Source organism: Paraburkholderia sp. GAS82 (assembly GCF_050436285.1).
Lineage (GTDB): Bacteria > Pseudomonadota > Gammaproteobacteria > Burkholderiales > Burkholderiaceae > Paraburkholderia > Paraburkholderia phenazinium_B.
Genome location: NZ_JBNDLX010000001.1, coordinates 1220212 through 1235562 on the forward strand (window position 1 = coordinate 1220212; position 15351 = coordinate 1235562).

11 protein-coding genes are annotated in these 15351 nt (G+C 63.5%); all 11 read right to left on the reverse strand.

The window, feature by feature from the left end; translation table 11 throughout:
* Window positions 1-26: 26 nt before the first annotated feature.
* Complete coding sequence (locus P3T17_RS05320) at window positions 27-1943, reverse strand: SMP-30/gluconolactonase/LRE family protein (protein ID WP_429405143.1); 1917 nt, start codon at window positions 1941-1943, stop codon at window positions 27-29.
* 35 nt (window positions 1944-1978) lie between these two features.
* Window positions 1979-3145: a glycosyltransferase family 4 protein gene (locus P3T17_RS05325; protein ID WP_074264637.1), complete on the reverse strand. Its 1167-nt coding sequence runs from the start codon at window positions 3143-3145 to the stop codon at window positions 1979-1981.
* Between the two features lie 56 nt (window positions 3146-3201).
* Window positions 3202-4401: a glycosyltransferase family 4 protein gene (locus P3T17_RS05330; protein ID WP_429405146.1), complete on the reverse strand. Its 1200-nt coding sequence runs from the start codon at window positions 4399-4401 to the stop codon at window positions 3202-3204.
* Window positions 4402-5862, reverse strand: a complete 1461-nt coding sequence (locus tag P3T17_RS05335; RefSeq protein ID WP_429405148.1) for a glucose-6-phosphate isomerase — start codon at window positions 5860-5862, stop codon at window positions 4402-4404.
* Between the two features lie 3 nt (window positions 5863-5865).
* Entirely contained in the window at window positions 5866-7020 is a 1155-nt protein-coding gene (locus tag P3T17_RS05340) for a glycosyltransferase (RefSeq protein WP_429405150.1), read from the reverse strand.
* Between the two features lie 95 nt (window positions 7021-7115).
* Complete coding sequence (locus P3T17_RS05345; protein WP_429288373.1) at window positions 7116-8042, reverse strand: glycosyltransferase family 2 protein; 927 nt, start codon at window positions 8040-8042, stop codon at window positions 7116-7118.
* Window positions 8043-8059: 17 nt separating this feature from the next.
* On the reverse strand, window positions 8060-10258 hold the full coding sequence (locus P3T17_RS05350) for a polysaccharide biosynthesis tyrosine autokinase (protein ID WP_429405529.1): 2199 nt from the start codon (window positions 10256-10258) through the stop codon (window positions 8060-8062).
* A 106-nt stretch (window positions 10259-10364) separates the two neighbouring features.
* Window positions 10365-11543 carry a polysaccharide biosynthesis/export family protein gene (locus P3T17_RS05355; RefSeq protein ID WP_074264642.1) on the reverse strand — a complete coding sequence of 393 codons (1179 nt, stop codon included), beginning with the start codon at window positions 11541-11543 and terminating at the stop codon, window positions 10365-10367.
* Entirely contained in the window at window positions 11537-11992 is a 456-nt protein-coding gene (locus P3T17_RS05360; protein ID WP_429405152.1) for a low molecular weight phosphotyrosine protein phosphatase, read from the reverse strand. The genes P3T17_RS05355 and P3T17_RS05360 overlap by 7 nt, the downstream gene beginning before the upstream one ends.
* 22 nt (window positions 11993-12014) lie before the next feature.
* On the reverse strand, window positions 12015-13472 hold the full coding sequence (locus tag P3T17_RS05365; protein ID WP_074264644.1) for a UDP-glucose dehydrogenase family protein: 1458 nt from the start codon (window positions 13470-13472) through the stop codon (window positions 12015-12017).
* 91 nt (window positions 13473-13563) lie between these two features.
* Window positions 13564-14961: an undecaprenyl-phosphate glucose phosphotransferase gene (locus tag P3T17_RS05370; protein WP_074264645.1), complete on the reverse strand. Its 1398-nt coding sequence runs from the start codon at window positions 14959-14961 to the stop codon at window positions 13564-13566.
* Window positions 14962-15351: the final 390 nt, after the last annotated feature.

Here is a 15351-nt window from a genome sequence, read left to right on the forward strand (position 1 = left end):
CAATGGCATTCGCCCCGGCATACCGGTCAGGGCGTCCATCGGTGAACAATGATGCTGGAGGCGTTGTAGTTATCTTTCGTGACCACATACTCGCCCGAGGACGTGAGATAGGCTCTCAGCCCATACATTGAATCCACGTCGTTGCCGACGTACACCGCAGTTGGGTTCGCGTTGATCAGTGTCGTATCGAGGTGCCCTGTGGTCAGATTGAAGGCGTCGATGTTGGGTACGGTGTGCACGTAGCCGACGAAGAGATAGTTGCCGGCCGCTGTCATCGACTTCGGATTGACGCTGGTCAGGGTGATCACCGGGTCGGGCGTGGTGGTATTGCCGGCGCTCCAGCCGTGATACACCTCGATCCGCGATTGCATCGCCGTCCAGTCCGCGCTCCCGGGGATGCCCTGTGCGAGGATCATGGTGTCGCTATCCGCCAGGTAGATGATGCGTGTCAATGGCCGGATGCTCTCCGGAATGGAGAGGGTGACGGCTGGCCCCCATGTCGGCTTTCCTTCACCATCGAAGCCGGTCAGCGGGTAGTGGTAAATGTGGTTCGTCCGGTCCAGACCGGCCCACACGTCTCCCCTGCTGTCGATGCAGAATCCGGCGGTCACCGCTAATGTCGTGTTGAACGCAGGACCGGGAAGCGCCGCGTCCGGTATCGCAATGTAGCCGTTCGCTGCGTTGAAATGAAAGAAGTAGAAGGCGGCGGGATTCTGGCCGGACGCCACGAGAATGCGATTTCCGCCGACGGTGACGAGTTGGCCGAAGTGTTCGTCGCGCTCCGTATCCTGCATGTTCAGGCGCGGATCGGACGGATAGTCGAACGGATCCACGGTGTTCGCAACGAAGGTGCCGCCGGCCGTGCCCGTGTAGATATTGGTGCCGCTATAGAAGTTGGCGCCATCCGTGGAGGGGTCCGGCGCAGCGACGCCTTCGAAGTTAAGCGACTGAAGCTTCCACTGCAGGTTGCCGGCACTGTTGTAGGCGTGAATGTCGGTGCCGCCATTGCGCCCCATGTCCCAGCTTCCACCCCACGGATTGTTGAGCACATAAAGATTGCCGGCCGAGTCTTTGCCGATGCCGACGATGCGGGTGAAACGCTTGTCGCCGACCTGACCTTTGACCCCCTGGGTAGCGTCGAGATAACCGCCCTGAATGCCGAACGTGCCTGCCAGTGTCGGCGTGCCCGAGATGTTGTAGAGCTTGATGTTCATGTCGGGCCCTTCGTCGCCCACCATGAGTTGCCCAGACGAAGCGTCGTAATACAGCGCCGACGGTTGCGAGCCGGCGGGCATCTGGATAGTGTTAAGCGGCGCGCCAGCCGGAGTGAATTCGACAATCGTGCCCGCGCTCTTCTGCGCTACCCAGATATTTCCCGCGCCATCCAGCGCGAGCGCACCGGGACTCGAGACGGCGATGTCACGCTGCAAGACGCCATCGGTGGTGTAGACCCGGACGCGATTGTCAAAAAAGTCGCTCGCATAGAGCAGCGAGCCCGCCGTTGCGAGTCCCGTAATGACATCGGCCTTGCTGACGGCATTCCACACGCTGACGTCAATAACAAGATCGCGTGTCTTGGTGATGCGGTTGTATCTCCCCACCGCAGCGCTGCCGTAAGGGGTACCGCCCTGCAACGCCGCGAAGATCGAGGTGGCATTGCCGGTAATCGCGCCCCCCTGAAAATCGTTGTGAAGGCCGATGGAACCGAGGCTGGCGCCGTTCTGGTAGATCGCCACGCCGCCCTCGTCCTCATCCCAGAACGAAGCGGTATAGATGACGCCTTCGGGTGCGACCCACATCGAGCGCGCGGTGTTACCCACATGGGTGGCATCGGTCCCATACGTATTCGCCAGCCAGTCGGTGGTGTATTGCGCCCAACACGCGGGCGCGATCACGACGAGCAGCAGACCAAGGAATACAGCATGGATTCGCTTCCAGACCATGTGGTGTTCTCCTGAGACCCAGCCTGGCCGAACCGTCAATGCGTCTCACCCGAAGCAATCGCCTCGCTATAGACCGCGGCCACCCGCTTCGCGATCACCGAGTTGTCGAAGTTGGCCCGCGCATAATCCCGGCAGGCCTGCGCATCCGGCAGCTTCAAGCTGCCATCGAGCGCGGCTCCCAGTCCTTCTGCAATCGCCTCTGCGCCAGTCGCCCGCAGCACCAGATTCGGCGACAACCCTGCTACGGCTTCCGGCAAGCCGCCTACCGGCGTCACCAGCACGGGTGTGCCGGAGGCGAGCGACTCCACCGTAATCAGTCCAAATCCCTCCAGCGCCACGGTCGGCACCACACTGATCGTGGCCGCGCGATACAGCGCCGCCAGATGCTGATCCGGCACGAAGCCGAGCAATTTGACGTTGTCGTCCAACCCGGCCTCGCTGATGCGCGTCTGCAACTCCTCCTGCAATCGCCCCTTCCCCGCGATCAGCAACAGCACGTCGGGCACCCGTTTCTTCAGTAGCTTCACTGCATCGATCAGATCCTCCAGCCCCATGCGCCGCACCAGACGGCGCACGGCCAGCACGATAGGGCGGCCTTGCGGCAACTGCAGTTTCAGCCGCGCCTCGCCCGGTGTGATCGGCAAATTGAACTGGTCCACATTCACGCAGCCCGGTACCACGCGTACCCGCTCCGGGGAAATTCCATAGCGCGACGTCAGTATCTTGCCGAAGGCGTCGGACAGCACGATCAGACGCGACGAACGCGCATAGACCGACTGCTCCAGATAACGCTTGGCGCGCTGACCGAACGAGTCCGCTCCTTCGACGTGGCTCTCGTCCGCCCACGGCCCCTGGAAATGCGACACCTGCGGGATGCCGCGCGTCACATCGAGACCCGGAAAGGTATAGAGCGCAAAGTGCGAGGAAATCACGTCGGGGCGTTGCCGCGTAATCTCACGGCGCAAGGCGCGGCGTGCGGCCATCAGGCGCAGCGGCAACGATTGGGCCGCGGAGCCGAAACCCTGGATCGCGCCGTCCGTGTCCGCCGCGACGCGCGCCGAACCGGCGACCACGCCACGCACCGCCACGCCGGCACCCGGCAATGCGCCCACCAGCGAGTAGTACATGCGGTCGAGTCCGCCAGCACGCTCCGGGAACCAGTGCATGCCGATCTGCAACGATTTGATGGAACTGGCTTTCATGACGGGCTCTCTCGTGTGGCGTGAAATTTCGGTTGAAGCAGTCGCAGTAGCGGTGTTCATTCCGCCACCTTGAAGTTGACCGGCTGGGATTCGCTCGCCGTAGCGGCTCGCTGGCGGTCTTCCCGCTGTCCCGCCAGTTGCCGGTACAGCGCGATGTACTGTGCCGCCATGCGCGCCCAGCCAAAGCCGGTCGCAAGCTCGTTGGCCGCGACACCCATCGCGCGGCGTACGTCGCTGGAATTCGCGAGCCGCGCAATGGCGCCGGCCAGGGCCTTCGGATCGTCCGGATCGTCGAGCACGATGCCGCACTCGGGCGTGATGATCTCCGCCCCGCCTGCCGTGCGCGCGGTGACGACCGGCAGGCCCGCTGCCATCGCTTCGAGCAGCGACAGGCTCATCGCTTCGTAGCGCGAAGGAAACACGAAGGCGTCGACCGAGTGCATCAGCACCGGCATCTCCTTCACCAGCCCGAGGAAATGCACCCGGTCGGCCACGCCAAGCGCGCGTGCCTGTTCCGGGTAGGGACTGCCTGGCAGGTAACCGGCTACCGCGATATGCACGTCGGGCGGTAAATGGCGCAAGGCCTCGAGCACCGTGCCGAGATTCTTGCGCGGCGTGCGCAGATCGCCCACGAACAGAAGCAGAAACGCGTCGCCCGGAAGATTGAACTTCGCGCGGTCGCCGTGGGCGGCAGCAAAGCCCTGAGTATCGACGCCGTTATAGATCACGTCGACGCGGTTGCGCGGCGTCAACCCGATCGCGCGGATCTCGTCGGCCACCTTTTGCGACACTGCCGTAATCACCCGCGAGCGGCGATATGCCCAGCGCTCGAGCGTCGCATTGACCCGCGTATAGACGAACTGATACGCGGACCACACCCCTTTCGTCAGCCTGAACGGGTAGTACTTGCTGCCGAACCAGCCGCTATGCACGAAGTGTGCGGTGTTCACGTCGGCGGGCACCCACGTGATGAAGCCGTTGACGTGCAGCACATCGTATTCGCTACGGTGCGTGCGCAGCCACAGCGCGCTCCTGAAAGCGAATACCTGTTGGCGCAACAGATTGGTCGGCCACCAGCGGCCGATTTTCACCGGCACCCAGCGCACGTTCGGATGCGCGAGCAAGTCAGGGGCGACGTGCGAGGCGACGAGTGTGACAGCGATATTCTCGTCGAGGGCCGCGCGTGCGATCTCATGATTGACGCGACCCTGGCCGTCGTTATGGCGCACGACATGCGTGACAATGGCGACTCTCAATCAGGTGCCTCCGTGGAGAATGAGCTCTCGCATGCGCTGCTGCTTTTGCCAGTGCGCGGCGGAGAGGATCGAAAAAAGACTGATGAAAAGCAGCAGGCCGCCCGTGCCGACCAGCGAATTGGTGAACACCAGCATCGCGAAGATCGCGAGCGAGAGACTCACCGAAGAAGACACGAATTTGTCGTCGCGCATCTTGAACGAGGCCAGCAACGCTCGCACCATCAGCCACAGGATGCCGGAGAGGTATAGCAGCGTGCCTGGCCAGCCCAGCACGAACGGGATGTTCATCACGCCGCTATCGAAGTTGCCGTATTGGCCAAGCTGGCCGCCGTCGTTCGAGAGCTTCGTCGACGTGCCGGTCGCGCCCATGCCTTCGCCCGAAACGTCGGTGAACGCCTTCTGCGCAAAGGTCGCGTAGAACTGGTTACGCGCCGCATAGCTCTGGTCGTCCTTGAGATTCACGATACTGTTCAGGCGCGTCTGCATCCGCTCGGCCACCGGGCCCACTACCAGCAAGGGCACACACAGGCCGGCCAGCACGATCGCACTGCCGACGATGCGCACGCGTACCCGGTTGTTCGATTTGACCAGCTGGACCAGCATGGCGACCACCCAGCCGCCCCACGTCGAGCGCACGAGGCTCAAAGCGAAGGCGAAGAAGCCCAGCACGGCGGCAATCCACCGCACGCGGTGATTCGCGGCCATCACGTAGACCATCGCGCCCATCATGGCGAACGCAAACGGACCCGACGAGTTCATCGTGCTGAAGACGCGCACACCCATCGGTACGGGGTCGCCTTGCGAGTTCATCTGCGAGCCGAGCATCCAGAGCGCGTCCCACGGCGGCATGATGACGAACTGCACCAGTCCGTAGCCGCCCATCACCAGCATGCCCCAGATGAAGGTGTTGACGATGGTGTCGCGAAACGCCGGATAGTTGCGCGTATTCGCCATGATGTGAAAACCGATCAGCAGCGGATAGAGCCAGTTGGCGAGGTCATAGATCGCCGCGAGCGGCCCGCTCGAGACGACGCCGACCATGAACGCGTAGGCGAGCCCGGCCAGAATCAGCAGCACCGGCAAGCCGCGCCGCTGCGCAAGCAGCGGGTAGTGGCGAATCAGCCCTATGCCGCTGATCATCGTCACTGCGAGCGGCGCAATCTGGATCAGGCTGGTGGGCGTAAAGCCACCCTTCGACCAGTCGGCGAGACGCCGCACTTCGGGACTGAGGAACCACAGCCACCACATGAAGCCGACATAACGCGCAGGACTTCTGAAGTACAGCCACAGCCCCGTCATGGTGGCGAGCACCGGAAAGGCAAGCGTCAGCAGCGAGCCCTGGTGCGCCGCCACCAGTAGCGCGGTAATGAACCACAGCAGCGCGGGCGGCCCCCACTCCATCGGGTCGCTCTTGAGGCGACGGGCGGCGCCGCTTGCGGCGGCACGCGTGATCGTTGACATCGGTTAGAGGCCTCCGCGGGACTGGCCCGATGTCCGCACCTCGGTTCGCACTTCGGCACGCGCCTCCGGACGGCCGTGTGGCGCCACACGCCGGCGCAGCAGGTCTTCGGTGATCCGCACATGTTGCATGGCGAAATGGCGCGTCGTCAGGTCGCGCGACAGCAGTTGCTCTGCAGCCGCCTGGGCCTGGCGCAATGCTTCGGATGGCAAAGCAACCAGCCGGTCAACCGCCTCGCGCATGGCATGCGAATCGAACGGCGGCACGTACGACGCAGCCTGATGTGAGAAGTAGTCCTCGAGCGCGCCTACGCCGGTGACCACCATCGGCTTGCCGAGCGCCGCAGCTTCGAGCATCACCGTAATACCCGAGGCGTGCGAGTTCGGCCGCAGCGGCACCAGCACCAGATCGGCCCAGTCGTACAGCTCGCGTGCTTTCTTCAGCCCCGCGGCAGGCGCGATATCCACATTCGGTGCGTGCAGCTTTGCCGGAATCTTGCGTCGCGTGGCGAGCCTGACGTGGTAGCGCGGATCGTTGCCGAACGCCTTGATGAGCGTTTCCCAGTCGCGATCGCGGTCATTGCCGATGGCGGCAATCCGCACCGGCGTATGGGCCTGCCATTCGGCCGGCGATTGCACCGGAAAGTCGCCGGTATTCAGACCGTAGTACACATGGGTCGCTGCGCGGCCGAGGTAGCGCTGGCACAGCTCGGCGTTTTCGCTTGCGAGCGTCGTCAGCACGTCAGCGCGCGCAATCAGCTTGCGATACAGCCAGCGCCGCAGCATGCCGTAGCCGGGCCACTTGTCGAGCAGCCACACGCTTTGTGCCAGCAACAGCGGCGGCGCGTTGCGGCGCCCGCTCAGCAGCAGCACCAGGGCAACCGACAGATACTCGTGCTCCGTATGCGTCCAGATCACATCCGAGCGCAGGATCTCGGCGCGATTGCGCCACGTGTGGATCAGATCGAAGCCGAGCACGGCCTTGAGGCCGCGGCGCAGCAGCCGCACCGGCGCGCTTTCGCGCGCATCCTGCGAATAGGTCAGCGCGAACTCGTCGGATTCGGCGTGGTGATAGCCATACAGGCAGCCGATATTCTCGCCCTTGCGATAGAAGCGCGGATCGGCGCCGTAAAACAGATGCACGTTGACTTTTGTGCTCATTCAGACTCCGGTCTGCAGAGTGACGCGGGGTGAAAAGGCCTCGGCGCAAACGGCCCGCCACTGTGGCAACCGATGGGCGAACGCATCGCGACGCGTCACGAGGCTGTCGCGCGGCGCGCTTCGTTTGCGCCCGTGCGCACCGCACGCCAGCGCGAGAGCCGCGTGCGGCCCTGCTTCGAGAGCAGTGCGAGCACTACATGGGCGAAGCCGGGATAGACCTTGGTGCCCACCAGCGTGTACCACCACCAGGCGGCCTCGCGCCGCAGCGGCGGCAACTGGTCGCGCAGGATCAGATGCAGGTTGTAGGCGGCGTTGCGCACGGCCATCATGGTCTGCGCGTCGCGGCGGTCTTCGTCGAAACGCTCGGCGGGGTAATGATCGACCGCTACGCGCGGGTCGTACACGAGCTTCCAGCCGGCATGCTTCACGCTCATGCTGAACGCCATGTCGTTATGCGTCTGCGCGCCGGCGCCGCGCAGACGCGCGTCGAAGCGGATCTGGCTGATCGCTGCGCGCCGGTAGCTCATGTTGGCGCCCTTGAGCAAATCGACTTCGCGGGCGCCGCCCACGCCCAGATGGTGATTGCCGATGATCTTGCCCGACGGCAGAACCTTGCCGACCAGCGGCCGTTCACCGTCGAGAATGCGGCCCTTTTCGTGCACCCAGTCACGGCCGCCGAGCGCACCCAGGCGTGAATCGCTCCCGAACGCGGCGGCGATCCGCTCGACCCAGTCGGGCCGCGGCGCGGCATCGTCGTCGGTGATGGCAACCACGTCGCCGCTTGCCACGTCGAGGCCACGATTGAGCGCGGCGACCTGTCCCGGCGTTTCGACCAGTGCCACCGAAAGCGGCAGCCTACCCTTGACCGCCGGATCGCGCAGGCAGGTGTGCGTCGCGATGTCGTCGGGACGGGCCACGACGACCACTTCGTCCGGGGCGCGCGACTGGCGCTGTAGCGCTTCGAGGCAGCGCGTCAGATCGGCTGGCCGGCGAAAGGTGGGAACCAGTACCGTTACTTTCATCGCGTCATGCTCCGTTGTTAAGCGCTGAGGTATTCCTGGACCGCTGCGTAGCCACGGTCGTAGCCGCCGCGTGCGCGTTGCGGCATCGCGTTGAAAATGCCGCCCTGCACGTGCACGCCGGCTGCCTTCAGCCGCTTGAGGGAATCGGCGATCTCGGCTTCGCTATGCACCCCTGAGCGAAGCACGAAGAACGTCGAGCCTGCATATCCGCCGATAATCGACGCGTCGGTCACCGCCAGCACCGGCGGCGTATCGATCAGGATCACGTCGTAACGCTTGGCAAGACCTTCGAGGTATTGCGGCAGGCGCGGCGACATCAGCAGTTCCGACGGATTGGGCGGACGATGGCCGCACGAGATGAAGCTGAGGCCTTCGATGTCGGTGGCGCGAATCGCTTCTTCCAGCGAGATCTGTCCGCTCAGCAGCTCCGACAGCCCGTTGACCTGCGCACCGCCCACGTAGCGCTCGAGCGCGCCACGCCGCATGTCGCCGTCGATCATCAGCACACGCTTGCCCGAATGCGCGAGCAGCACCGCGAGGTTGACGGTCAGAAAGCTCTTGCCGACTCCAGGCATCGGCCCGGTGAGCATGACGATGCGGTTGCGCGCATCCATCATCGTGAACTGCATGGAGGTGCGAAGGCTGCGCAGGCTTTCAATGCACACGTCCTTGGGCCGCGCATCGGCCAGTACCGAGCTGAGCCGGTTGCCGCCGCGCACGACGGAATGCTCCAGCACGGCCTGCTCCGCGGAGAGCGGCACGAGCCCGAAGATCGGCAGATGGAACATGCGCTCGACGCGCTCCGGATCGTCGATGCCCTTGAACATATTGCGGCGCAGGAACACGAAGCCGGTCCCGACGATCAGGCCGAGAATCACGGCCGCCGACAGGATCATCGCCTTCTTGGGCTTGACCGGCGTGCCCGGGCGCAATGCCAGATCGACGATATGCACGTTGCCGCCCGTGCCGGCCCGCTGCACCGACAACTCCTGAATCCGGTTGAGCAGCAGCACGTAGATGTCTTCAGCCACCTTGGCGTCGCGCTGCAACTGCACGGCCTTCACTTCGGTGGCCGGCAGATTGCGGAAGCGATCGCTGTATTTGTCGCGCTGCGCTTCGAGGTCGGCCATCTGTTCGCGCGCAGCCTTGATGAGCGGATGCTCGTCGCCATAGCGTTCCTCGAGCGAGGCGATCTGCAGGCGCTGGGCGGCGACCTGCTGTTCGTACTGGATACTGCCCTCCAGATAGACCTTCGCCTCATCGCTCGCATTGATCGAGCCGGACTCGCGCTGATACGCGGTGAGCGCCGCTTCCGCGCGTTCGAGGTCGCTCTTCAGACGCGGCTCCTCGCTCTTGAGGAATTCGAGCATCTTGGTCGCATCGGTTTGCTTCGCGGCGATGTGCTCGCGCAGATACGACTCGGCGAGTGCATTGGCAATGAACGCCGCATGCGCCGGGTCCTTGTCTTCGAGCGAAATCTCGATCACGCCGGTCTGCTTGCCCTGCTCCTCGACCTTGATCGCCGACTGGAACCCGGTGATGGCATCAAGCTCATTGGCGCGCACCACCGTGAATTCAGTGCCCGGTCGCGCCACCAGCTTGTTGACGAGAATCGTCACGCCGCCGCCCTGCTCCGTCTGGCCCGTCTCGCCGCGCAGCAACAGCTTGCCGTTCGGGTCGCGTAGCTCGTACGACGTAGGGGACAGCACGGTCATCACCATCTTCTTGCCTTCGAGCGACGGGTCGACCTCGACGGAATCGACCTCGGCCTGTTCGCCGCCCCACGCGTAGTTGTCAAGACCCAGCCACGGACGGGCCGGCACCCCAGGCGTGGCGAAGTGCGCCGCAAGAGTGCCGAGAAACGGAAAGGTCCTCGGCGCGACCGAGAAGTCCAGCTTGCCGTCGCGAACCACCGGGCCGACCACGCCACGGCTCTGGATCATCGCGATCTCGGCGTCGGTGGGCAGCGAGGTCTGGCCGCTCGAAATCATCGCGCCCGTCTGCGTCTGCGTGAGGGCCTGCGAGTTGTTGTCGGACTCCTCCACCCGCACGTACGCGTCGGCCTTGTAGGTCGGCTTGGCAAGGAAGCAGTAGACGCCGGCCATTGCAACGATCGTCATCGCGATGGCAAGCAGCCACCAGATGTCGTCGAGAATCACCTGCAATAGTTGACCGAGGACGACGTCCTCTTCTTCGGTCTTGGCCGGCGGGGCCATATACGGATTCAGTTGAGTGCTCACAATTCCATCCCGGTTGGGTCGCCTCGGACCCTGCGCTGTGCATGGGTTCGCATCACGCAGGATCTTCGGCAGTTTCAGGCGACTAGTTCGTCAGTTCCTTGATATAGAACACCGACTGGATCGCCGGCAACACCTGCTGGATGACACGGTTGAAAGTCGTCGAAGCCGCCGTGCCGACGTAGACCACATCCAGCGGCTGCAGCTGGAACTTGGACGACAGCATGATGGCGTTGGGTTGGGTCATATCGAGGCGATAGACTTCCGGCGTGGTCGGATGGTCCTTCATGCCGCGCATCACGTAGATCTGGCGCGGGTTCGCGTCGGTGTCGAGAATCCCGGTGGCCTGGGTGAGCGCATCGGCAATCGTCAGGCGGCCTCGTAACATCGACACGGCCTGCGGCGCCTTGACCTCGCCCATCACGAATACACGGCTGTCCACGCGGTCCGGCACATTCACGATGTCGCCGGCCTGCAGCATCACGTTCTGCCGCACGTCGCCGCGGTCGAGCACGCTATCGGCGTCGAGCACGTAGAGCTTGTTGTTGCGGGTCAGACGCACGCGCTGGATATCCGCAATCGAAGTGCTGCCGCCCGAACGCGTAATCGCGTCGAGCAGCGTGAGCGGAACGTCGCTGATCGCGAGCGGCCCGGGCGTCTTCACTTCGCCGGTCACCTGGACCTTCTGGCTGCGGAACGACAGCACCCGCACATCCACCTGCGGATTGCGGATGTACGGCACCAGACGCACCGCCAGTTCGTTGCGGATGTCGCCCACCGTCTTGCCGGCCGCCTGCACGCGTCCGACGAACGGGAAGTAGATCGTGCCGTCCGGCGCAACGGTCTGGCCGTACGGGTCGGCCTGGCCCGGCAACGCCGTCGTATACGGCTGCTGCACGGCGCCTGCGAGCGTCTGCGTGGTGTTGTCGCCGGTCGACAGCGTGCTGCCGCTCGGCGTCGTCAATTCAGGGTGATCCCACACCGTGATGCCCAGAATATCCTGCGGCGCCACGTGGTAGACGTATTGAGACGGGTCGGTGTACCGGCTGGGCGGCAACGGGCGCTGCTGCGCCGCTGCCTGCTGCGCCTGGGTCTGGGCATCGACCAGATCGCCGTCGATCAGATGGACCTGATACGTCTGGGCCGGCTTGTTCGACGAATCCTCTTTGAGACTCGAAGTGTCGAGGTAATTGCCAGGTGCGGTAGCGCAGGCCGACAGAAAAACCGTCAGCAAAAGAGCAACAGTAAAATTTCGATTCAGCATATTTTATTTAGCCATCCCATGACCAACTGTTCGATGAGCACGAGGCTCGCGCGATATTCGTTTTCCGCCCTGCCATAGGGATCGACGACGTCGGCTTCCGTGCCGAGCGGAAAGACCTTGCCGCGCGCATCCGGCTCGAGTTTCTCGACGTCCTTGACCTGACGGTGTTCGGTGACGAGGATCAGGTCCGCGTCGCGCACGATCTGACGGTCGATGCGCCGCGACTGATGCATGCCCGGCGTCACGCCGCGCTCGGCGAGCAGGCGCCGCATCATCGGGTCCATGCCCCAGCCGTCGATCGCGCGGATGCCCGCCGAATGAAAGCGGATTGCCCGCCGTGCCTGCCCTTCGGCCTCCACGGCGCTGCGTTGCCGCGCCCTGAAAAGCCATTCGGCCGCAGGCGAGCGGCAGACGTTGGCATGACAGACAATCAATACGTTGGCTAACATAGGCGGACTCCTTCGCTGGAGGTCACTGCGTGGCGGCGGCACCGGCGGACCGGGCTGCGCGATTGTCGTGATGCGGATGATTCAGGCCGTGTGCAGCCGGCGTGTGCCCGGCGCCCTGCGCGTGCTGGCGGCCAATCGCGTGATACTCGACGCCGAGTTCCTGCATCGCCTCCGGCTCGTACAGGTTGCGGCCGTCGAAAATCAGCGGTGTTTTCAGGTGCTGTTTGAGGCTGCCGAAATCGGGGCTCTTGAAGACCTTCCATTCCGTCAGGATCACGAGCGCATCGGCGCCGCGCGCCACGTCCATTTCTTCGCTTTCGAAGGTAAGCCGCGCGTGTTGTTGCGGGACGTGCTGCAGATCGAGCGCGAACACGCGCTTCGCTTCGTCTACCGCGACGGGGTCGTAGGCCTTGACGCGAGCACCGCGTTTGAGCAGTTCGGCGATCAGCGGACGGCTCGGTGCTTCGCGCATGTCGTCGGTATTGGGTTTGAACGCGAGACCCCATACGCCAAACGTGCGGCCCGACAGATCGTCGCCCAGGCGCGCCACGATCTTGTGCGCGAGAATCTTCTTCTGCGTTTCGTTGACCGCTTCCACGGCTTCCAGAATGCGCAGGCCCTGGTCATGCTCGATCGAGGTCTTGATGAGCGCCTGCACGTCCTTCGGGAAGCACGAGCCGCCATAGCCGCAGCCGGCATACAGGAAGTCGTAGCCAATACGCGGGTCTGAACCGATGCCGCGGCGCACGGCTTCGATATCCGCGCCTACACGGTCGGCCAGGTTCGCCAGTTCGTTCATGAACGAGATGCGCGTGGCCAGCATGGCGTTGGCGGCGTACTTGGTGAACTCGGCCGAGCGCACGTCCATGTACAGCGTGCGTTCGCGGTTGCGGTTGAACGGCGCATAGAGGCGCTTCATCAGCTCGCGGGCCTTTTCGCCCGGCACGTCTTCGTCGCAGCCGAGCACGATGCGGTCGGGGCGCGTGAAGTCTTCGACGGCGGCGCCCTCTTTCAGGAACTCCGGGTTCGATACCACCGAGAACATGTGGTGCGCGCCGCGTGCCGCCAGTTCTTCGGCGATCACATTGCGTACCCGCACGGCGGTGCCGACCGGCACGGTCGACTTGTCGACGATCACCTTGAAGCCGGTCATGTGGCGGCCGATATTGCGCGCTGCCGCCAGCACGTATTGCAGGTCGGCCGAGCCGTCTTCGTCGGAGGGCGTGCCCACCGCGATGAACTGGATGTCGCCGTGCGCCACCGCTGCGGCGATGTCGGTCGAGAACGTCAGGCGCCCGGCCTTGCGGTTGCGCGCGATGATCTCCTGCAGGCCCGGCTCGTGGATCGGTACGCCGCCATTGTTCAGCACGTCGATCTTGCGCTGGTCGAGGTCGAGACAGAACACGTCGTTGCCGATGTCGGCAAGACACGCGCCCGTCACGAGGCCCACATAGCCGCTACCAATGATCGTCACGTTCATGAATTACACCTCGGAGATATGAATGGTTCTGAAACCGGGCTCAGGCTTCTGCCTGCGCCCGCATGTGTCCGGTCCGCGCCAGGTACGTCTCTCAGTACGCGTTGCTGCCCACAAACCCCTTCCACAGCGTCAGCACGACGATCTTGATGTCGAGCCAGAAGGTCCAGTTCTGCATGTAGTACAGGTCGAGCTTCACGCGGCCCATCATCTTTTCGATGCGGTCGGTTTCGCCCCGGTAGCCGTTGATCTGCGCCCATCCGGTAATGCCTGGCTTGATGCGATAGCGGTGCATGTAGCCCTTCACCAGATCCTTGTAGATGTCGTCGTGTTCGAGCGCATGCGGGCGCGGTCCCACCACCGACATCTCGCCGCGCAGCACGTTGATGAACTGCGGCAGTTCGTCGAGGCTCGTGCGGCGCAGGAACGCCCCCACCGCGGTGATGCGCGGATCGCGCCGGGTCGCCTGGGTGATCTTGCCGGCCGTCTCGGCGTGCACTTTCATCGAGCGGAACTTGTAGATCTCGAACTGGTTGCCGTCGATGCCCTTGCGCTTCTGGCGAAAGAACACCGGACCCGGCGACGACAGCTTCACCATCACCGCGATAACCAGCATTAGCGGCGCCAGCGCGGTGAGCGCGCCGAACGCGAACAGCCGGTCGAACACGCGCTTGGGCAGCACCCGCAGATCGGTGATCGGCGAGGCCGCGAGGTTGATCGCCGGCACGCCGAGCAGATCGACCATCGGCTGGCTGAACAGCGTCAGGCTGCGCACGTCCGGAATGAAGCGGATGTTCACGAAGTCGTTGCGCAGTTCCATCACGAAGCGGTGAATCGTCTTCTCCTTCGAGATCGGCAAGGCGAGCCACAGTTCCTTGATGGCGCGGCCGCGCACCAGCTGGATCATCGTGGCGAACTCGCGCTCCACCGGCACGCCTTCGATCGCCTGCACCGTGTCCGGATCCTGATACGGATCGATCGTGGCGTCCTCGTCGTAGACCACCACGGGGCTAAAGCCCGCCTCCGGGCGAATGCGCATCTGCTCGATCAGAAACTTGCCGTAGGGCGCGCCGCCGACGATCGCCACGGCCTTGTGATTGAAGCCCTCGCGACGCAGCCCCTTCAGGATCGTGTAGACGAGCGCCTTGGTGACGATCAGCAGCACGATCGTGGCGACGGCCCAATACGCGAGCCACAGGCGCGACAGCAGGTCCGAGCGGTGCAGGCTGAAGCTGATCAGCACGCCGGTGATTTCCACCATCACCCAGCCGCCGCAGACGCGAAACAACAGGTCCATCAGCGGCTTGCCGCGCCACGACTGGTAAATGCCCAGCGCGGGAAAGAACACCACGACGAGCAGGCAGTCGAACGCCAGCGAAACGCTCTGCATGTCGTCCAGCCACAGCCATTTGCCGTTGTGCAGCGCTGCCGCGAGCACGGCGCCGAGCGCGACCATGGCGATGTCGATGATTCTCGATAGGACGCTCAGCATGCGCGGCACCTCAGTTGGTCAGTCAAGTTCCGTCCGTCAGATAAGCGGGCATGCACACCGCGCTTTACAAGCCAATTCAAAAGAGGCCTAAGTCAGAATGAGTGAATACCCGTACAGGACTAGATAAGGGGGCATTAAAAATCGCACTGCAAGATCGTAAAAAATCTCAAATTGTATCGGTCAGAAATGCAATATTTTTTCTGCATTATTTAGGTAATTTTTTCTGATTCGGAGGCTGTTTGGCGCCTCGGCGGGGGCATTTCTAGCGTTTATCGGACAGTTTTCGGCAAAGTTTGCACGTCATGACACCTGTCTGTGCTGCCCCTTTTTTAGGCAGCCTGACCACCGAAAAAAATCCAGGACGTTTCTTTGCGAATATTTTTTTGATTT